We start from the raw sequence: 19831 nt of genomic DNA on the forward strand, positions 1-19831 counted from the left end.
GGTCATACCGTCAGGACGACCTTCCCGAACAGCTCGCCCTCGGCCATCCTTTCGAGCCCTTCGCGCGCCCGGTCCAGCGGCAGCACGGAGTCGATCACCGGCCGGACGCCGGTGGCCGCGCAGAAGGCCAGCAGGTCCGCCAGCTCCTCCTTGCTGCCCATGGTCGAGCCGACGATCCTCAGCTCCAGGAAGAAGACCCGGGTCAGCTCCACGGCCGACGGGTTCGGACCGCTCGTGGCGCCGGAGATCACGAGTGTGCCGCCCGGCTTAAGGGATTTGACCGAGTGCGACCAGGTCGCGGCGCCGACGGTCTCGATGACCGCGTCCACCCGGTGCGGCAGCCGGGCGCCCGGCTCGAACGCGTCCTCCGCGCCCAGCTCGACGGCGCGCCGCCGCTTGGCCTCGTCCCGGCTGGTCGCGAAGACCCGCAGGCCCGCCGCCGCGCCCAGCACGATCGCGGCGGTGGCCACGCCGCCGCCGGCACCCTGCACCAGGACGCTCTGGCCGGGACGGACGTTCGCGTTGGTGAACAGCATCCGGTAGGCGGTCAGCCAGGCCGTGGGCAGGCAGGTGGCCTCCTCGAAGGACAGTTCCTTCGGCTTCGGCAGCAGGTTCCAGGCCGGGACGGTGACCCGCTCGGCGAACGTGCCCTGGTAGCGCTCGGTGAGCAGCGAGCGCGGCTCGTCCGGGCCCACTCCGTGGCCGGTCTGGCCGATGACGGAGTGGACGACGACCTCGTTCCCGTCCTCGTCGATCCCGGCGGCGTCGCAGCCGAGGATCATCGGGAAGGCGTCCTCCTTGATCCCCACTCCGCGCAGGGTCCACAGGTCGTGGTGGTTGAGGGAGGCGGCCTTGACGGTGACGGTCGTCCAGCCGGGGCGGGCGTCGGGCTCGGGGCGTTCGCCCAGTCGAAGCCCGTTCAGCGGCTGGTCCCGGTCGATGCGTGCGGCATAGGCGGCGAACATGGTGCGAACCTAGCGGGGCTCTTGGCGTGGGGGAACGGGGGCGCGGTGTGACGCGGCTCGCGTCGCGGGGGGGGTGCCCCGGTCCCGCCCTTTCTCCCCCGGCTACCGCTGGGAGGTGCCCCCGGTTTCCTGCGGGGGCGAGCCCCCGCACCCCCGAAGCGCCCTAAGGGCGCTGTCCTCAAACGCCGGACGGGCTGAATCGGCCCGTCCGGCGTTTGAGGATCTCAAGCCGGGACCGCTACCGCCGCGCGACCCCGTCCGCCCGAGCCGCCGCGGCCACAGCGGCCGTGACCGCCGGAGCGACCCGCTCGTCGAACGGCGACGGGATGACGCGGTCCGCGCTCAGCTCGTCCGCGACGACCGCGGCCAGCGCCTCGGCCGCGGCGAGCTTCATGCCCTCGGTGATCCGGGAGGCCCGCACCTGGAGGGCGCCGGCGAAGATGCCGGGGAAGGCGAGCACGTTGTTGATCTGGTTGGGGTAGTCGCTGCGCCCGGTGGCCACCACGGCCGCGTACTTGTGGGCGACGTCCGGGTGGATCTCCGGATTGGGGTTGGCCATCGCGAAGATCAGCGCGTTGTCGGCCATCTTCGCGACCGCCGTCTCGGGGACCGTACCGCCGGAGACGCCGATGAAGACGTCCGCGCCGTCGAGGGCGGACTCCAGGGGCCCGGCGAGCCCGGCCTTGTTGGTGAACCCGGCCAGTTCCCGCTTGACGTCCGTCAGGTCGGCGCGGTCGCGGGAGACGATGCCCTTGCGGTCGCACACGGCCACGTCGCCGATGCCCGCCTCGACCAGGATGCGCGCGATGGCGACGCCGGCCGCGCCGGCGCCGGAGATCACGGCACGCAGGTCGCCGAGGGTGCGGCCGGTGAGCTTGGCCGCGTTGCGCAGGGCGGCCAGGGTGACGACGGCGGTGCCGTGCTGGTCGTCGTGGAAGACCGGGATGTCCAGCCGCTCCTGCAGCCGCCGCTCGACCTCGAAGCAGCGGGGAGCCGAGATGTCCTCCAGGTTGACGCCGCCGAAGGACGGCGCGAGGCGGACGACGGTCTCGACGAGCTCGTCCACCTCGCGGCAGTCGAGCGCGATCGGCACCGCGTCCACGCCGCCGAACTGCTTGAAGAGGATGGCCTTGCCCTCCATCACGGGCAGGGACGCCTCGGGGCCGATGTCCCCGAGCCCGAGGACGGCGCTGCCGTCCGTGACCACCGCGACGACCTGGGACTTCCAGGTGTAGTCGTAGACGAGTTCGGGCTGTTCCGCGATCGCGGTGCACACCTTGGCGACGCCCGGTGTGTAGGCGAGGGACAGGTCGTCCTTGTCCCGCACGGGCACGGTCGCCCGCACCGCCATCTTGCCACCGCGGTGCAGCGCGAAGGCAGGATCGAAGGGCTCGTCCCGAGCACCCTCCTCCGCACCGCTCTCGCTGAGAGGATTGACGATCTCCGCTGCCACTTTCTTGACCCCTTTGTCGAGATGTCCATCGAGGGTATATCCGTCCCCTGGAGTGCGGGGCGGCCGGGCGGGTGTCCGCTCGTCCCGGCGGATGGCCGGGGCGTGGTGGGACCGCCGTGCGAGCGGTCCGCGCGCGGGAGCGCGAGCGGGGAGTGCGGACACCGGGCGCGCTGCACGACGCGCCGTGAGCCCCGGGTGCGGGGTAAGGGCCCTTTCTACCGGATGAGCGCTACGGCCGACGAGTGAGTTACGAGGTTCTCTGCCACGCCGTGCCGATGTCGGCCGGAAATCGGTGTCAACTGAGGCTGAGAGTCCATGGAGTGAGACGTGTGGCTCGTGAGATGCGCCTCGCTCCCAGAACGAACGGAAGCGGTCAACCAACCCCCCACCACCCGAACAACCCTCTCCAGCAAGACGATCATCCCGTTATCCGATTTTGACATTGCTGGCCCCCCGAACGGTGTAGTCCAGATGGCAAGATGCCCCAATCACCCGAGGTCGCGGCAGCCGGTGAAGTGTGCTGACGCCCTCGGCGAGGTCTCGCGTGCGTTTTTCCCTTGAACAGCTTGAACAGGCCGTGTGAAGAGTCGGCTATCCCCTCACCCGCAGGAGGAACCAGCAATGACCGCAAGCACCACCCCCCGCCCGGCTGCCGCCAGGAGTCGTTTGGCCGCCGTCGGCGCGATCGCGGTCGCCGGCGCCCTGCTGCTGACCGGTTGCGGCGACCAGACCAAGAACAAGGACAAGGACGGCGACTCGTCCTCCGCCGGGGCCTCCGCCCCGCTGTTCGACAAGCTGCCGCAGTCCGTCAAGGGCTCCCGGGTGATCCGGGTGGGTTCGGACATCGCCTACCCGCCCGTGGAGTTCGTCAAGGACGGCAAGACCGTCGGCATCGACCCGGACATCGCCGACGCGCTCGGCAAGCAGCTCGGCGTCCGCTTCACGTTCAACAACTCCAAGTTCGACTCGCTCGTCGCGGGCCTCCGTTCCAAGCGCTACGACATCGCCATGTCGGCCATGACCGACACCAAGGACCGGCAGAACGGCGTCGACCCGAAGACGAAGAAGAAGGTCTCCGACGGTCTCGACTTCGTCGACTACTTCCAGGCCGGCGTCTCCCTCTACACGCCCAAGGGCAAGACCCAGGGGATCAAGGGCTGGCAGGACCTGTGCGGCAAGAAGGTCGTCGTCCAGCGCGGCACCGTCTCGCAGGACCTCACCAACGCCCAGTCGGAGAAGTGCGGCGACAACAAGATCTCCATCGAGGCGTACGACACCGACGTGCTGGCCCAGACCCGGCTGCGCAGCGGCGGCGCGGACGCCGGTGCCAGCGACTTCCCCGTCGCCGCCTACGCGGTGAAGACCTCCGGCGGCGGCAACGACTTCGAGATCGTCGGCGACCAGGTGGAGGCGGCTCCGTACGGCATCGCCGTCGGCAAGGACAACGCCCAGCTCCGCGACGCCATCAAGGCCGCCATGGACGCCATCATCAAGAACGGCGAGTACCAGAAGATCATGGACAAGTGGGGCGTCTCGGCGGGCGCCATCAAGGAAGCCAAGGTCAACGGCGGTTCCTGACCCACCGCACGCTCGCTGAAAGGCCACTTCCGTGACCGTAAACACCGACAAGGCGCAAGGCCCCGGCGACGCCCGCCCGGAACCCGGCGCCGCTCCCGAAGCCCTCAAGGCCATCCCCGTACGCCACTACGGCCGCTGGGTGTCGGCCGTCCTGGCTCTCGCCGTCCTCGGCCTCCTGATCAACGCGTTCGCCCAGGGCAAGGTCCACTGGGGCACCGTTCCCGACTACTTCTTCGACGGCGACGTCCTCAGGGGCGTCCGGAACACCATCACCATCACCATCCTGTCCATGGTGGTGGGCGTCGTCCTCGGCGTCATCCTTGCCGTGATGCGGCTCTCCAAGAACCCCGTCACCTCCTCGATCTCCTGGTTCTACATCTGGTTCTTCCGGGGCACGCCGGTCTACGTCCAGCTGCTGCTCTGGTTCAACCTCGGACTCGTCTTCGAGTACATCAACCTCGGGCCGATCTACAAGGACTACTGGTCGTCGTTCATGACGCCCTTCCTGGCCGCCCTGCTCGGACTCGGCCTCAACGAGGCCGCGTACATGGCGGAGATCTGCCGCGCCGGCCTCCAGTCGGTCGACGAGGGCCAGACCGAGGCCGCGCACGCGCTCGGCATGAGCCACGCCAAGACGCTGCGCCGGGTGGTGCTGCCGCAGGCGATGCGGGTGATCGTGCCGCCGACCGGCAACGAGTTCATCAACATGCTCAAGACCACCTCGCTGGTGATCGCGGTGCAGTACTACGACCTGCTCCAGGCCACATCCAACGTCGGCCAGACCTCGGGCGCGACAGTCGAGATGCTCTTCGTCGCCGCCGCCTGGTACCTGGTCCTGACCAGCGTGCTGAGCGTCGGCCAGTACTACCTGGAACGCCGGTTCTCCCGCGGTTCGACGCGGAACCTGCCGCCCACCCCCCTGCAGAAGGTCGTCAAGGCCAACCTGCTCTCGTTCGGCAACCGCCAGGCTGGAGGCGCCGCATGACCGCCACCCCGATGGTGAAGGCCGAGGGCGTCCACAAGTCCTTCGGCGCCGTCCAGGTCCTCAAGGGCATCGACCTGGAGGTCGCCCCGCGCGAGGTGTTCTGCCTCATCGGCCCCTCCGGCTCCGGCAAGTCGACGTTCCTGCGGTGCATCAACCACCTGGAGAAGATCAACGGCGGCCGGCTGTACGTCGACGGCGAGCTGGTCGGCTACCGCCAGCAGGGCAACAAGCTCTACGAGCTGAAGGACCGCGAGGTCGCCGCCCAGCGCCGGGACATCGGCATGGTCTTCCAGCGCTTCAACCTGTTCCCGCACATGACGGCCGTGGAGAACGTCATGGAGGCGCCGGTCCAGGTCAAGCGCGAGACGAAGGCCGTCGCCCGGGAGCGGGCGCTGAAGCTGCTGGACCGGGTCGGCCTCGCCGACAAGGCCGGCAACTACCCGTCCCAGCTCTCCGGCGGCCAGCAGCAGCGGGTCGCGATAGCCCGGGCGCTGGCGATGGAGCCGAAGCTGATGCTCTTCGACGAGCCGACGTCGGCGCTCGACCCGGAGCTGGTCGGCGACGTCCTCGACGTGATGCGGGACCTCGCCGAGGAGGGCATGACCATGGTGGTGGTCACCCACGAGATGGGTTTCGCCCGCGAGGTCGGTGACTCGCTGGTCTTCATGGACAACGGCGTCGTCGTCGAGTCCGGCGACCCGCGCGAGGTGCTCACCAACCCGCAGCACGAGCGGACGAAGTCCTTCCTGTCCAAGGTGCTGTGAGTCCCCAAGGTGCTGTGAGCCCCCAAGGTGCTGTGAGCCCCCAAGGTGCCGGGAGCCCGGAGGACGGCCTCCGGGAAGCCGCCCGAACCGCCGGGGGCGCGCTCGGCGGGGGACGCTCCCCCTCCCGCTCCCCCATGAGGCGCCCACCGAACGGATGACGGATGCGCGCCGCCGGACGGCGGTCGTACGGAACACGGTTCCGCGCGACCGCCGTCCGGCGTTTGCGGACACCAGTTCGCCTACGGCGTGCGTGGCCGAAAAGTGCGTCCCGTCCACGCACCCGTCGTACGGTGTAATAGCCTCGTTGCATCGACATCCATTACCCATCGGGGCTCGGCCCCGGGCCGACCACCGAAGGACCCCCGTGGAACTGGCCTCCTACGCGGACTACGCCGTCCGGCTGGTCAACACCGAGGCGCCCGCGCGCGGCACCGACACGCTCACCTCGCTCGACGGCGCCCGGGAGATGTTCGGCCCCGGCTCGCAGATGGCGCGCAGGCTCACCGACGGCGACGTCACCCGGCTGCGCGGCGTCCGGACGCGGCTGCGCGCGGTCTTCGAGGCGGCGGCCGAGGGCGACGAGGTACGGGCCGTGGACCTGCTCAACGCGCTGCTGATGGAGTTCCCCGTCAGCCCGCAGATCTCCGGCCACCAGCAGCGCGACGAGGCCGGCCGGCCGGACTGGCACCTGCACATCGCCGATCACGCCGCGAACTCGGCGGCCGGCTACACCGCCACGGCCTGCATGGGCCTCGCCGTCCACCTCACCGGGCCGGGCGTGGACCGGCTGGGCATCTGCCAGGCCCCGCCGTGCCGCAACGCCTACCTCGACACCTCCACCAACCGGTCCCGCCGCTACTGCTCCGACCGCTGCGCCACCCGCGCCAACGTCGCCGCCTACCGGGCCCGCAAGCGGCGCGAGAGCGGCAGCCCCAGCAGCCCGGAGGAGCGCACCGGCCGGACGGCCGAGGCCGCCCAGGAGAGCAGCGCGCCCGCCGACCGCTGACCCGCCTGCGGCAGCGGGCGCAGCCGCACCCAGGCGCGGGCCACGACGAGCTCGTCCGGCACCGCGCCGAACTCCCGGCTGTCGTTCTCGACCAGGGGGTTGTCCCCGGTGACCCACCAGCCGCCGTCGCGCCGCTCCACCGCGCGCTTGACGATGAGCAGGTCCTGCCGGAACGGGTGCCGCAGCACCACCACGTCCCCCGGGCGCACGCTCGCGCCGTACTGCACCACCAGCTGGTCGCCCGGGTTCAGCGTCGGGACCATCGACGGGTTGTAGACCTCGGCCAGCCCGATCCGCAGCAGTCCGCGACGCTCGCGGTCCAGCCCGTACGCGGGCTCGTCCAGTCGCTCCTGCACCTCGGCTCCTCACTCCCGTCCTTCGCCGTCCGGTCCCAGCCTGACACCGGTCTTTCGTCCTAAGCCCCACGGGGTACCCGGGAAAAGCCTTCCCGCACCGAGTAATCTCGCACCTGAGAAGACGATCACGAGGAAGGACAGCACCACTATGCTTTCCCGCCTGTTCGCCCCCAAGGTGAAGGTCAGCGCCCACTGCGACCTGCCCTGCGGCGTGTACGACCCGGCCCAGGCCCGCATCGAGGCGGAATCGGTCAAGGCCGTCCAGGAGAAGTACCAGGCCAACGAGGACCCCCACTTCCGTGCCCGCGCCACGATCATCAAGGAGCAGCGCGCGGAGCTCGCCAAGCACCACGTCTCGGTGCTGTGGAGCGACTACTTCAAGGCGCCGCACTTCGAGAAGTACCCCCAGTTGCACCAGCTGGTCAATGACACCCTGAAGGCGCTGAGCGCCGCCAAGGCGTCGACCGACCCGAAGACGGGCGAGAAGGCGCTGGAGCTCATCGCCGAGATCGACCGTATCTTCTGGGAGACCAAGAAGGCGTAAGGTCTCCCTCTTCGTCCACCGTCGGCGGGGCGCTCGACGCGTCGCACCGGCGTGCGGTGGCACACGGGAACCCGAGGGGCCCGGCCGGATCTCCGGCCGGGCCCCTCGTCGTCGTCATGGGTGCACGGGAGTCACGGGCTTACGGGAGCCCCGGGTGCACGTATGTCCCAGGCGCACGGGAACGGGCGTGCGCCGTGGAGCGGGCGCCCCGGCGGCCACGCACCGGTCGTGCGGCTACTTGGGGAGGACCCACTTCAGGGGCTCCTTGTAGAAGCCCCGCCGGTAGGTGATGTGGGTGACCTTCTTCCCCTGCGGCACCACGAAGGGGCGGCAGATGGTGCGCTCCTCGCCCTTCTGCCACGGCTTCGCGTAGTCCTGGCCCTGGCAGTCGCCGGGCGTCCCGGGAAGCGCGCCGATGGTGAGGAGCGGCGTTCCGGGCCCGTTACCCTCCACCAGGGTGCCGATGTCGGTGGTCATCATGGGCGGTTTCATGGGGGAATCGCCGTCGGCCAGCTTGGCCTTCAGGTAGGCGAAGGCGACGGTCTTCCCGGCGAACTTCGCGGCATCCGAACCGCCTTGGAGGCTTTCGGGCTTGCCCATCACCACCTTCTGTGCGGTGACGACGAACTTCCCCTTCTTTTTGTCCGACTCCAGTTCCTGCTCCTCCGGGCTGGGCTGCCCGGCGGGGAGTTCCTTTGCCCCGGCGTCCGCCTGGGCGTCGCCCGGCTTCCCCTTGTCTGACGGCCGGTCGGACGAGTGGCCGGACGAACCGCAGGCGGTCAGCGCCAGGGCGGCCACGACGGCCCCCGCGGTGAGCGCGGCGCGGCGGGGTGCCGCGGCGGTGAGATCTGCGAACTGGCTGAGCAAGGTGTCCCCCGTTTGTTCCGTGATGCCGTTCCGGATCCGCATCCGGAAACGGCGACCGAGTTTACGCATCCGGCCGTGCGAGGAAGTCGGCAGGGGTTCACGGCGGAAGGGACGGCGAAGCGGAATCCGGATATCGGGGACGGTTTCGGTGAAGTTCCGGGGAAAAGGCGGAGCGCGTCGTGCTTTCGGGATCGCTCCGGGCATTCGCATGGCTGCCGGCACCTCTCACACTCCTCCGACTCCCCTTATTCGCTGCGCAATTCACCGTGCCGCCGGGCCGGATACGCGGAGGGGGACACCGTTCCGTCCGGGCCGCCCCGCCGCGTGAAAACCCGTTGCCGCCCGCCCGCCGGGCACGGCCGGGGACGTCGCTTACGCATCTCCCGGTGCGCAGGGGACGGTTACTTCGTTTCGGGTACGGGTGGTTGCGGGTTCGCATCCCGTCCGGGGCCCAGGGCCCCGGGAGCTGAACGGCAGAGCGCCATGTGCCGTCCCCGCCCCTGATCTCGGGAGAGCGCGAGCACCACCGCACACGCACCTCCCGGTGCGCGGGCCACGGCTCCTTCTCCGCCGGAACACCCCGTGGCGGACCTGGTCTCGGGGGGCGCGGCACCGGGGCGTCCGGTGCGCCGGTCCGCGGCTGCTTCGGGTCGCGGACCGGCGGGGCGGCGGCGCCGGCGGCCGGCCCGTACGGCAACCGGGGCGTCGTCGCGTCCGACCTGCCCCGCCCGGACGAACCGGGCTAGATGCCGGGCCACTGGACGTCGTGGTACGAGCGAGCGGTGCCGAAGCCGGTCAAGCGCGGCGTGGGGGACGCGCACTCGCCCGCCGACGTCCCGGCGCCGGACGGCCGGACGCTGGTGCCGGTCGACCGTCCGGTCCGGCGTTCGTCAGGTCGCCGACGCCTCCGCCGCCGCCCCCGCCAGCGCCGTGCCGAAGGCGCGGAGCCGGGCCGTCGTCGCGTCGCGGTGGTGGATCAGGCCGAGGGCGGACTGGGGGAGGCCGTCGACCGGGACGAACGCGAGGTCGTCGCGGCCCTGGTACGTCCCGGTCGGCCGGCAGAGCAGCATGCCGCCGCGGCCGGCGGCGGCCAGGGTGATGCCCTCCTGGAGGGTGGACACCGCCGGGCCCGCGGGGACCGGCCGGCCGCCGGGGGTGACGGCCGGGGCCTGGGCGTCCCGCCAGTAGGCGGGGGCCGGGGCGGCGGGGGCGATGAGGGGACAGTCGGCGAGGTCCTCGGCGTCGAGGCGGCGGCGGGACGCGAACGGGTGCCGTACCGACACCGCGAGCGTCTGCTGCTCGCGGGAGAAGACCGGACCCAGCGTCAGGTCGGGCTCGGTGACCGGCAGCAGGACGACGGCCGTGTCGACCTCGCCCCGGCGCACCGGGCCGAACGGGTCGGCGAGCGGGATCTCCGCGATCTCGATCTCGCAGCCGGGGTGGCGCTCCCGGAAGGCGTGCACGGCCGCCATGACCGTACGGCCGGCGACGCCCTGGAAGCCGACGCGCAGGACGCCCTCGACGCCGCGCGCCGCGTCGCGTGCGTCGCCGACCGCGCTCCTGAGGGCGTCGTAGGCGGGCCGGAGGTCGGCGAGGAAACGTTCGCCCAGGGGGGTGAGGGCCACGCGGCGGCTGGTGCGGTCGACGAGGCGCGCGCCGACGCGGCGTTCCAGCGCGCGCAGCAGCTGGCTGACCCTGCTCTGCGAGACGAACAGCCGCTCGCCCGCGCGCCCGAAGTGCAGCTCCTCGGCGAGGGCGAGGAAGCACTCCAGCTCCCTCAGGTCCAGTCCGCCCACCATGTCTCCCTCACGTCTCCCACGGTCCGCGCGGTGCCGTCGTCCACCGTCGCCCAACCGCCGTCCGCCGCCGTCATCGATGAGTCCCGCTCATGGAGCGGTGAGGGATCGGCCGTTGTTCCCGGCCTGGCACGGGCGGAGGCTGGGGGCATGGCGAAGATCAGGAACGTGGGAGGGTGGCCGGCCGTGGCCGCCGTGGCGGCGAGCACGTTCTCGGTGGTCACCACCGAGATGCTGCCCATCGGGCTGCTCAGCCCGATCGGGGCGGGGCTGGGGGTGTCGGACGGGACGGCGGGGCTGGCCATGACGCTCCCCGGCCTGGTGGCCGCCGCGGCCGCGCCCGTCCTCACGGTGTGCGCGGGGCGGCTGGACCGGCACGTCCTGCTGCTGACGCTGATGGCGCTGCTCACCGCGGCCGACCTCCTCTCCGCCGCCGCACCGGGGATCGAGGTGCTGCTGGGGCTGCGGGTGCTGGTGGGTGTGTGCATCGGCGGGGTGTGGGCCATCGCGGCCGGGCTGGGCGCCCGGCTCGTCCCGTCCCGCGCCGCCGGACGCGCCACCTCGGTGATCTTCAGCGGGATCGCCGTGGCCTCCGTACTCGGCGTTCCCGCAGGCACGTTGGTGGGCGGCCGGGCCGGCTGGCGTGCCGCCTTCCTCGTGATGGGAGGGGTGGCGTTCCTGGTGACGGTCGCCCTGGCGGTGGTCCTGCCGCCGCTGCCGCCCCGGGGCACGGCGCCGTCGCGCGCCCTGCCGGCGCTGCTGCACGCCCCCCGGGTCCGCGCGGCGCTGCTGGTCGTCCTGTTGCTGGTGTGCGGCCACTTCGCGGGCTACACCTTCGTCCGCCCCGCGCTGGAACGGATCCCGGGCACGGGCGCCGGGACGGTCGGCGGTCTCATGCTCGCGTACGGCGTCGCGGGCGTGGCGGGCAACTTCCTGGCCGGCACGGCGGCCGTACGGCATCCGCGCCGCGTACTGACGGTGATCGCGGTGACCCTGGGGGCGGTGGTACCCGCCGTGTCCCTGACGGCCGGTGGGACGGCGGGGGCGGCCGTGCTGCTCGTGGTGTGGGGGCTCGCGTACGGGGGCGTCTCGGTCGGTACGCAGACCTGGCTGTCCGCCGTCGCGCCGGAGGCCGGGGAGACGGTGTCCGCGCTGTTCGTGGCGGTGTTCAACGTGGCCATCGCGCTGGGCGCGCTGCTGGGCGGCCGGGCGGTGGACGCGGTGTCGGTGCCCGCCGCCCTGTGGCTGGGAGGGCTGCTGGCCGTGGCGGCCGTGGTGCCGCTGGGGGCGGCGGGTCGGGTGGGGACACGTAGGGGAGAGGTGAGGGAGGGAGCCCAGGCACGTACCGCTTCCTGACGGGCACGGGCCCCGGCTTGGCGGCGCGGCGTGGCGCGGCGGTCGTGACGCGCCGGCCGCGCGTGCCGTCCGGTGACGGCGTCCGCGACACCGCCGACCGCCGCACGGTCCGCATCCGGCTCACCGAGCACGGCTACCGCCTCATGGACGAGCTGATCGCCCTCCACGCGGCGAACGGCGAGCGGATCCTCTCCGGCCTCAGCCGCGAGGAATGCGACCGCGTCGCGGAGGCCCTGTGCGTCCTGCTGGTGAACCTGGGAGACAAGCGGCTGGAGTGACTTCCACGGCCCCGGCGCCCGGCGGCGCACGTCACACCGAGTGCGTCACCTGCCCCCGCCCAGCTGACGAACTCCCCCGTCCCGTCCGGCACTTGGCGACCAGTCGTGGTCCCATGTGACAGCACCGCCGGTTCACGGCGCCACAGCCCCGGAACGAGGAGACGCCCCCATGCTCATGGCCCATCCAGCCGTCCTGCACCAGCTGGTGGAGCGGTACACGGCCCAGGCCGCCGTCGGAGCGGCGGACGCCGCGGCACGGCGGCGGGCCGACGACCTGGCGCACACGCTGTGCGTCTCGACGGGCACCCGCCGCGTCGAGGACGCCCTGCAGGTCGCCGCCCACGTGCTCGGCGCGGAGGGCGGGAGCCTGACGCCGGCGGCCTGAACCGCGCCGGCGGCCCACGGGCCGGCACACCGGGGGAAGCCGCAGGGAATGCGCGGAGCTGCCGCCGTGGAGGGGACGGCGGCACCTCGGCCTCAAGGCGGCTTCCCCGACCGGCCGGCCCGCCCGCCCGCCCGCCCGCCCGCGCGCCGGTCGGCACCCGCATCCAGCACCACGCGCCCGTACCGCACCATCCCGCGCACGGAACCCAACCATCACCCCCCGGACAACCTCACGTTCCTCCCCCGTCACACAAGGACGTGATCGTTCCCGGCATGACCGCATCGATCCGGGCCCGCCGCACGGCCGTCGCAGTCTCCGCGACCGCCGCCGCCCTCGCCACGCTGGGCACGACCACGACGGCCACCGCCGCCCCCGCCACGGACGACACCCAGGCCACCGCGTCCCCCGCGCACACCTCGGGCACCGCCGGGCTCAAGGGCGTCGACTACGCGGCCTGGCAGCGGGACGTACAGGCCGCCGTCGACCGGGCGACGCCGTACGTCCGCGAGCGCACCGCCCAGGCCCGTACCGAGAAGCAGGCCGTGGTCCTCGACATCGACAACACCTCGCTGGAGACCGACTTCCACTGGACGTACCCGACGCCGGCCGTCGCCCCCGTCCGCGAGCTGGTCCGGTACGCGCACGAGCGCGGCGCCGCGGTCTTCTTCGTCACCGCGCGCCCCCGCCTCCTGGGGTCACTGACGGAGGACAACCTCAAGCGCGTCGGCTACCCGGTGGACGGCCTCTCCGTCCGCCGCCTCCCCGACCTCTTCCGCGACGTCAGCGCCTACAAGACCGCCGAGCGCGCGAAGATAGAGGCCAAGGGCTACAAGATCATCGCCAATATCGGCAACAACACCACCGACCTCTCCGGCGGTCACGCGGAACTCACGGTCAAGCTCCCCGACTACGACGGCAAGCTGTCCTGAGCCCGGCCGGCCCGAGGGTACTGGGGAGCCGGCCGCCCCTCTGCCTAGACTGTCCCCCTCGGGCGTGACGACGCCCGGCAGGGACGGGAGAGCGACAGTGACGGCAGGCGTCGGCAGATTCGAGAGCCCCGAGGGGGCCGTCGAACGGAGCGCCGCCGACCCGTCGGCGGACGTGCTGAGCGAGGCCGCCGCCGCGTTCGGGCTGCTCGCCTCCCCCGCCCGGCTGCACCTCGTCTGGGCCCTCGCCCAGGGCGAGAGCGACGTGACAGGGCTGGCCGAACGGGTCGGCGGCGCGCTGCCCGCGATCAGCCAGCACCTCGCGAAACTCAAGCTCGCCGGGCTGGTGCGGTCCCGCCGCGAAGGTCGCCGGGTCGTCTACCTGGTGGACGACCCGCACGTGGTGACCATCGTCCGCCTCATGGTCGACCACCTCTCCGACCGCCGGGCCGAACCCGCACCCCGGTCCCGGTCCGGCGCCGGTTCCGGACGCCTCCGTGGCCTGGGCGCCTGAGGTCGGCCAGGCCGGCTCCACCCTTCACGCGCTGCGGGAGCTGGGCAGCGGCCCGCGTGGACTGACCGAGGACGAGGCCGCCCGCCGGCTGGCCGACGCCGGCGAGAACGTGCTGCCCGGCCGCCGGCCGCCCGGGCCCGCCCGGCGGTTCGTGCACGGCCTCCGCGACCCGTTCACCGCCGTCCTCCTCTGCCTGGGCCTGGTCTCCGCCGCGGTCGCCTCCTGGGGCACCGCCTGTGTGATCAGCGTCCTCGTCACCGTCAGCTGCGCCCTCAGGACCGCCGGCGAGCACCGCGCGGAACGCGCCGCGGCGGCGCTGCGCGACCTCGTCCCCACCACCGCCACCGTCCGCCGCCGCCCCGCGCCCGACGCGCCCCCGGCCCACCGGGAGCTGCCCGTCGGCGAACTCGTCCCCGGCGACGTCGTCCTCCTCTCCCCCGGCGACCTCGTCCCGGCCGACCTGCGCCTGCTCCGCACGACCGGCCTGACGGTCCACGAGGCCGTCCTGACCGGCGAGTCGACGCCGGCGGAGAAGCGGGCCCGGGACCTGGCGGCGGGCGCGCTCCGGCCGGTGTCCGCCGCCGCGTACGCCCCCGCCGCGGCGGGAGCCGCCGACGGCTCCGTCGACGGAACGGACGGCTGCGACCGCACGGGCGGTCCCGCCGGCCGCTCCCGCCTCCCCGGCCGGACGCCGGCGGAGCGCACCCCCCTCGCGTACGCCGCCCCGGACCCCGCCGGCGCCCCGGACGGCGCGGCCGACGGCCTCCGGACGACGCCGTCGCCGGCGCGCCGCCTCACCCTCGTACCGGCCGACGAGGCGAGCGCCCCGGCGAACGACGACGGAGCGGCGCTCCGTCGTCACGGCCTCCACCGCACGGCGTCCGGGCCGGAGTACGCGGACGGCCCCAGGGCAAGCTGCCCAGGCGGCGAACAGGACGCCCCCGACCCCGCCCACCTCTGCTTCCAGGGCAGCAGCGTCCTCTCCGGCACCGCCACCGGCGTCGTCGTCGCGACCGGGGCGGCGACCCGGCTCTCCGGGGCGCTCCCGGGCGCGGCGGCTGGGTGGGGCGGGCGCCGGGTCACGCCGTTCGACCGGTCCGTCAACGGCATCGCCTGGACGCTGATCCGGTTCATGCTGCTGACCGCGCCCCTGGTGCTGGTCGCGAGCGCGCTGCTGCGCGGGCGCGGGATGGAGACGCTGCCGTTCGCCGTGGCGGTGGCGGTCGGGCTGACGCCCGAGATGCTGCCCGTCGTCGTGACGGCGGCGCTGGCGCGCGGCGCCGCCGGTCTCGCGCGCGGCGGCGAGGTGATCGTGCGGCGCCTGGCCGCCCTCCACGACCTGGGCGCCGTCGACGTGCTGTGCGTGGACAAGACGGGCACCCTCACCCAGGACCGGCCCGTCCTCCACCACGCCGAGGACGGACACGGGCGCGACGGCGAGGAGGTGCTGCGCTGGGCGGCGGTCAACGCCCTGTGGACCCTGCACCTCGCCGAACTCCCGCTGCCCGACGCCTTGGACGAGGCCGTCCTCGACGCTGCGGGGGACGACGTCCTGCCGGCCGCCGAGGAGGAGTACGAGGGGATCGCCGCGCTCCCCTGCGCTCCCGGGCGCCCCCTGTCCACCGCCGTCGTCCGGCGCGCCGACGACTCCCGGTTCGGCCTCGCGGGGGTCCACGTCCTCGTCGTCAAGGGGGCCCCGGAGGACGTCCTGGAGCGCTGCGCCCTCGAACCGGCGGAGCGCGACCGCCTGGCGCGGCGGGCGGCGGACCTGGCGGCGGACGGGCTGCGCGTGCTCGCCGTGGCCCGCGCCGAGCGCCCGTCCCGCCACCGCCCCTACGGCCCGGCCGACGAGCACGGCCTGGAGTTCACCGGCTTCCTCGCGCTGCACGACGCCCTCGCGCCCACCGCCGCCGAGGCGCTGGCCGTCCTCGCGGACCGGGGCATCGCCGTCCGGGTCCTCACCGGCGACCACCCGGGCACGGCCGCCCGCGTCTGCCGCGACCTCGGTCTGGACCCGGGCGAGGTGGTGACCGCCGACCGCGTCGACGGCCTCACCGACACCGAACTGGCCGCGCTCGCCGACCGGACGACGGTCTTCGCGCGCTGCTCCCCCGACCACAAGGCCCGCATCGTCCGCGCCCTGCGCGCGAACGGCCGCACCACCGGTTTCCTGGGCGACGGGGTCAACGACCTGGCCGCCCTGCACGCCGCCGACGTCGGTGTCTGCCCCCGCGCGGGCGTCGACGTCGCGCGCGAGGCGGCGGACGTCGTCCTCGCCTCCAAGGACCTCACGGCCCTCGACCGGGCGGTGATGGCGGGCCGGCGCAGCACCGGCAACATCGCCGCCTACCTGCGGATCACGCTCTCGTCCAACTTCGGGAACGTCATCGCCATGCTGGCGGCCGGGCTGCTCCTGCCGTTCCTGCCGATGCTCCCCGCCCAGGTGCTGGTGCAGAACCTCTTCTTCGACGCGGCCCAGCTCGCCCTGGCCTTCGACCGTCCCGCCCCCGCCGCGCTGCGCCGGCCGACCCGGCTGCGCCCGCGCGACCTGCTGCGGTTCGTCACGGTCTTCGGCCTGCTCAACGCCGCCGCCGACCTCGCCACCTTCGGCGTCCTGGCCTTCGCCGTACGGTCGCTGGGGGACGACGGCGGCCAGGAGGCGTTCCACGCCGGGTGGTTCACCGAGAACCTGCTGACCCAGGCGATGGTGATGCTCGTCCTGCGCTCCGGCCGGCACCTGGCCGAGGGCCGTCCCCCCGGCCCCGTCCGCCTCGCCACCACCGCCCTGGCGGTCGTGGGCCTCCTCCTGCCGCTGTCCCCGCTGGGCCCGCTCCTGGCCATGACCGGCCTGCCGCCGCTGTCGTACGTCCTCCTCGCCACCGTCCTGACCGTCTACGGCGCGGCACTCACCGTCGCCAGGAACCGGTATGCGCGGAAGGTCGGCGGATGAGCGGGGCGGGGGACGGGGGCCCGGAAGGCGCGCTCACCAGTCCCCGCCCCCGAAACCACCCCCGTCCCCACCGCCACCGTCGCCCCAGCCACCGCCGAAGTCCCCGGGGTTGAAGTCATTGCCGGAGAAGTCGCCCCCTTCGGGGCCGGTGTCCGTGGGAACGCCGCCGAAGTCCGACGCGTAGGCCGGGCCGCCGAGCATGCTGCCGAGCATGGTGCCCACGAGGAGGCCGGGCAGGATGCCGCCGCCGAAGTAGCCGCCGGCCCACGGGGCGTAGGCGGGTCCCGCGTTCCAGTACGGCTGCGGGCCCTGGGCGGTCTGGACCGTACGGGACGCGGGGTCCTCGCCGTCGGCGATGCGCGTCGCGTCGGCCCGGCAGGCGGGGACGGTACGCGGCGCGCCGCCCGGGGGCGCCCACGGGACGTCCTCGACGGACGGGCCGTGGCGCGGGTCGAAGAAGCAGGGCAGCCGGCGCTCGGGCAGCGGCGCGCCGGTGCGGCGGGCGGCGAGGGTGGCGAGGGCGAACCGGCCGTTGTCCAGGGCCTCGGTCACGGCCGTGACCTCCTGGGGCCTGGTCGCCGCCGCGATCCGGCGCTTGGCCTCCTCGTACGCGTCGAGGGCCTGCTCGTAGTCCTGCCGCATGGCGTCCGTGGCGCCGGGCTCGGACGGTGAGAAGTCGAGGCGGTCGAGCTCCTCGCCGAACGCGGTGATGTCCTCGTCGACGACGACGCGCAGGGCGTCCAGCTCGGCGCGCTCGCGCTCCTCGCGCTTCCTCTTCGCGCGCCGGTGGAACGCGTAGGCGCCGCCCGCGCCGGCGACGACGACCGCGCCGACGACGATCAGCCCGGTGGAGCCGCTCCCGGAGCCCGAGCCGCCCCACGAGTCGGGGGCGTGCCCCCGGGCGGTCCTGATCGCGCCGTCGACGAACGCGTTGAGCTCGGTGCTCGCGTTGGCGTTGTCGTTGCGGCGGACCGAGTCGCGCAGGTTGGCGACGGCGTTGCCGGACATCACGCGGCGGTCGGCACCGGCGATGAACCCGTCGCCGAGCCGGATGGCGTAGACGCCGGTGACGCCGACCTTCCCCCGCAGGTCCCCCAGGACGGTCGCCGGCGGGAACTCCGGCGTGTTCGGCAGCACGGCGACGAACACCGGCTTGCCCGCGTCCTTGATCTTCTTGGCGAGGGCGTCCGCGTCGGCCGACGAGAGCTGGGAGGACGCCCGGGGGTCGACGTAGACGGGGCTCTTCTTGAGCCCTTCGGCCGCCTCGTTCAGGCCGGTGGCGGCGTGGGCGGGCGGGGCGAGGGCCGCGCCGCCGGCCACCAGCAGCAGAGCCGCGAAGAGCCCCGCGAAGAGGGCCGGCAGGGGCCGGGGAAGGGCCCTGGGAGTGGCGGACATAGACGGTGCTCCTCGGAGGGGGCGTACGGAACGGACGTATGCGTTGGTGGCGGGTCGGGTGACAGCCGCTGCGGCGGCACTTCACCGGAATCCCGAACTTACTCCGCGTTCACTGAAACAACGGGCCATTCGGGCACTCGGTTCCCCGGGCAATCTCCTCCGGCACGCTGATGTCACCCCGATGTCACCCGTAGGACAGGTCAGGGCAGGGGTGGTCGGCCGCCGGTCTCCCGGCGGAGACGTCCGTGGACACTCGGGGCGCGTCCGCCGCGAGCGGCGCCGCCGCGCCCTCCGCCGCCGTGCCCTCCGCCGCCGTGCCGTAGTCCCGCCCCAGGGTGACGGAAATGCCGGAATCGGCGGTGCCCCGCACGAACGCCCCGGGGAAGAGCCGGGCCAGCGTACGGGCGCGGCCCGCCTGCCCCGGGCCGAACTCGATCACCGTGGTGCCCGCGTCGCCGGCCTCGGCCGTACGCGGGCCCGTCACCGTGTAGCCGTGCCGCCGGAGGAGCGCGGCGGCGCGGGCGGCCTGCCCGTCCGTGTGCGTCGCGTCGGCGAGGGAGACCCGGACGCCCGCGCCTTCGCCGCCCGTCGCGCCTCCCCCGCCCTTCGACCCCTTGGCGTCCCCTGATCCCTTCGGTCCCTTGGCATCCCCCGGCCCCTTGGGGTCCGCCGTGGAGCCGCCGGACCCTCCGCCCGCCACCGCCCGGTCGTCCCGCAGCGCCGCCCACAGCGTGTCCGCCTCCGGCTGGACGACCGCCACCCGGTCGCCCTCGTACCGCCACGGCATCGTCACGAACGTGATGTCGCCCTGGTCGATGCCCTTGAGCGACCGCGCGAAGGACACCAGCTTCTCGACGGACCCCAGCCCCGGGTCCACGGTGAGGGATTTGGTGGCGGCGTCCGCCAGCGGGAGCAGCGCCGTGGGATCGAGCCCCCGGGACCGCACCTTCTTGATCAGGGCGGCGACGAACGCCTGCTGGCGGCGGATGCGCCCGATGTCGGAACCGTCGCCGAGCCCGTGCCGCACCCGTACGTAGTCCAGCGCCCTCCGCCCCGACACGGTCTGCCGCCCCTTCGTGAAGAGGAGGCCGCCGCGGCTGCCGCGGTTCGGGTCGAGGTCGCCCTCGTAGACGTCCTGCGGCATGCAGACCTCGACACCGCCCACGGCGTCGGTCAGCGCGGCGAAGCCGGCGAAGTCGACGACGACGGTGTGGTCCACGCGCAGTCCGGTGAGCCGTTCGACGGTGTTCTGGGTGCAGGCGGGGTTGCCCTCGGCGGTGCCGCCGACCGAGAAGGCCGAGTTGAACATCGCTCTGTCGCGCGTGGCCGTCCAGCTGCCGTCGGGGAGCCGGCAGGGCGGGATCTCGACGAGCGTGTCCCGGGGGATGGAGACGACGGTGGCCCGCTCCCCGTCCCCGTACACGTGCAGCAGGAAGGCCGTGTCCGAGCGGCCGACGCGGCCGGTGCCGCCGCCCAGGTCCCGGTTGCCGCCGGCGCGCGAGTCGGAGCCTATGACCAGGACGTTGTCGCCGGCGGCGGAGCCGGGACGGTCCCGGGCGATGCCGTCCGCGTCGAAGACGCCGAGGTTGCCGTCGAGCCGCAGGTACGTCCAGCCGGCCGCGGCCAGCAGCAGTATCAGCAGCGCCAGCGACGCGCCGCCGAACGTCCGGCCGCGCCGCCGCTCCCGGCCGCCGCCCCCTCCACCCATCTCCG

At 73.5% G+C, this 19831-nt stretch carries 18 protein-coding genes; 11 read left to right on the top strand and 7 right to left on the bottom strand.

Features of this window, described 5'->3' with window-relative positions:
• Positions 1-2 precede the first annotated feature (2 nt).
• Positions 3-965, bottom strand: a complete 963-nt coding sequence (locus ACH4PU_RS02120; protein ID WP_398264617.1) for a zinc-binding dehydrogenase — start codon at positions 963-965, stop codon at positions 3-5.
• Positions 966-1203: 238 nt separating this feature from the next.
• A complete protein-coding gene (locus tag ACH4PU_RS02125) occupies positions 1204-2418 on the bottom strand; it encodes an NADP-dependent malic enzyme (protein ID WP_398264619.1) in 1215 nt (404 codons plus the stop codon).
• A gap of 621 nt (positions 2419-3039) precedes the next feature.
• On the opposite strand from ACH4PU_RS02125, the gene ACH4PU_RS02130 reads away from it, so the two are divergent.
• The 4 genes from ACH4PU_RS02130 to ACH4PU_RS02145 all read left to right on the top strand — a co-directional run bounded on the left by ACH4PU_RS02130 (position 3040) and on the right by ACH4PU_RS02145 (position 6751).
• Complete coding sequence (locus ACH4PU_RS02130) at positions 3040-3996, top strand: ABC transporter substrate-binding protein (protein ID WP_398264621.1); 957 nt, start codon at positions 3040-3042, stop codon at positions 3994-3996.
• A 31-nt stretch (positions 3997-4027) separates the two neighbouring features.
• Positions 4028-4981 (top strand): amino acid ABC transporter permease, encoded by a 954-nt coding sequence (locus ACH4PU_RS02135; RefSeq protein ID WP_398264623.1) that lies wholly within the window; start codon positions 4028-4030, stop codon positions 4979-4981.
• Positions 4978-5745 (top strand): amino acid ABC transporter ATP-binding protein, encoded by a 768-nt coding sequence (locus ACH4PU_RS02140; protein ID WP_274390172.1) that lies wholly within the window; start codon positions 4978-4980, stop codon positions 5743-5745. Before ACH4PU_RS02135 ends, ACH4PU_RS02140 begins: the two co-directional genes overlap by 4 nt.
• 364 nt (positions 5746-6109) lie before the next feature.
• The gene (locus ACH4PU_RS02145; protein ID WP_398264626.1) at positions 6110-6751 is read left to right on the top strand and encodes a CGNR zinc finger domain-containing protein; all 642 of its coding nucleotides are present in this window, start codon (positions 6110-6112) and stop codon (positions 6749-6751) included.
• On the opposite strand, the gene sodX is transcribed toward ACH4PU_RS02145, so the two are convergent.
• Positions 6643-7107 carry a nickel-type superoxide dismutase maturation protease gene (gene sodX / locus ACH4PU_RS02150; RefSeq protein WP_398264628.1) on the bottom strand — a complete coding sequence of 155 codons (465 nt, stop codon included), beginning with the start codon at positions 7105-7107 and terminating at the stop codon, positions 6643-6645. The two genes, ACH4PU_RS02145 and sodX, sit on opposite strands and share 109 nt — an antisense overlap.
• 148 nt (positions 7108-7255) lie before the next feature.
• Here sodX and sodN point away from each other — a divergent pair, with 148 nt between their 5' ends.
• Positions 7256-7651: a superoxide dismutase, Ni gene (sodN, locus tag ACH4PU_RS02155; protein ID WP_004937667.1), complete on the top strand. Its 396-nt coding sequence runs from the start codon at positions 7256-7258 to the stop codon at positions 7649-7651.
• Positions 7652-7885: 234 nt separating this feature from the next.
• On the opposite strand, the gene ACH4PU_RS02160 is transcribed toward sodN, so the two are convergent.
• Together ACH4PU_RS02160 and ACH4PU_RS02165 are read right to left on the bottom strand one after the other, a co-directional pair.
• Positions 7886-8560 (bottom strand): hypothetical protein, encoded by a 675-nt coding sequence (locus tag ACH4PU_RS02160; RefSeq protein WP_398264630.1) that lies wholly within the window; start codon positions 8558-8560, stop codon positions 7886-7888.
• Between the two features lie 848 nt (positions 8561-9408).
• Positions 9409-10317 (bottom strand): LysR substrate-binding domain-containing protein, encoded by a 909-nt coding sequence (locus tag ACH4PU_RS02165; RefSeq protein WP_398264632.1) that lies wholly within the window; start codon positions 10315-10317, stop codon positions 9409-9411.
• Positions 10318-10464: 147 nt separating this feature from the next.
• On the opposite strand from ACH4PU_RS02165, the gene ACH4PU_RS02170 reads away from it, so the two are divergent.
• The 6 genes from ACH4PU_RS02170 to ACH4PU_RS02195 all read left to right on the top strand — a co-directional run bounded on the left by ACH4PU_RS02170 (position 10465) and on the right by ACH4PU_RS02195 (position 16723).
• Complete coding sequence (locus tag ACH4PU_RS02170) at positions 10465-11670, top strand: MFS transporter (RefSeq protein WP_398264634.1); 1206 nt, start codon at positions 10465-10467, stop codon at positions 11668-11670.
• A gap of 44 nt (positions 11671-11714) precedes the next feature.
• Positions 11715-11948 (top strand): hypothetical protein, encoded by a 234-nt coding sequence (locus ACH4PU_RS02175; protein ID WP_398264636.1) that lies wholly within the window; start codon positions 11715-11717, stop codon positions 11946-11948.
• Positions 11949-12123: 175 nt separating this feature from the next.
• On the top strand, positions 12124-12333 hold the full coding sequence (locus tag ACH4PU_RS02180; RefSeq protein ID WP_398264638.1) for a DUF5133 domain-containing protein: 210 nt from the start codon (positions 12124-12126) through the stop codon (positions 12331-12333).
• A 272-nt stretch (positions 12334-12605) separates the two neighbouring features.
• Complete coding sequence (locus ACH4PU_RS02185) at positions 12606-13262, top strand: HAD family acid phosphatase (protein WP_398264640.1); 657 nt, start codon at positions 12606-12608, stop codon at positions 13260-13262.
• 97 nt (positions 13263-13359) lie between these two features.
• Complete coding sequence (locus tag ACH4PU_RS02190; protein ID WP_398264642.1) at positions 13360-13773, top strand: ArsR/SmtB family transcription factor; 414 nt, start codon at positions 13360-13362, stop codon at positions 13771-13773.
• Positions 13757-16723, top strand: coding sequence for an HAD-IC family P-type ATPase (locus ACH4PU_RS02195; RefSeq protein WP_398264644.1), 2967 nt, complete (start codon positions 13757-13759; stop codon positions 16721-16723). The genes ACH4PU_RS02190 and ACH4PU_RS02195 overlap by 17 nt, the downstream gene beginning before the upstream one ends.
• Before the next feature lie 33 nt (positions 16724-16756).
• On the opposite strand, the gene ACH4PU_RS02200 is transcribed toward ACH4PU_RS02195, so the two are convergent.
• Both ACH4PU_RS02200 and ACH4PU_RS02205 read right to left on the bottom strand, forming a co-directional pair.
• Positions 16757-18118, bottom strand: coding sequence for a hypothetical protein (locus ACH4PU_RS02200; protein ID WP_398264646.1), 1362 nt, complete (start codon positions 18116-18118; stop codon positions 16757-16759).
• Between the two features lie 184 nt (positions 18119-18302).
• Complete coding sequence (locus tag ACH4PU_RS02205; protein ID WP_398264648.1) at positions 18303-19826, bottom strand: LCP family protein; 1524 nt, start codon at positions 19824-19826, stop codon at positions 18303-18305.
• Positions 19827-19831: the final 5 nt, after the last annotated feature.

This window comes from Streptomyces sp. NPDC021100 (genome assembly GCF_044333095.1).
Taxonomy (GTDB): Bacteria; Actinomycetota; Actinomycetes; order Streptomycetales; family Streptomycetaceae; genus Streptomyces.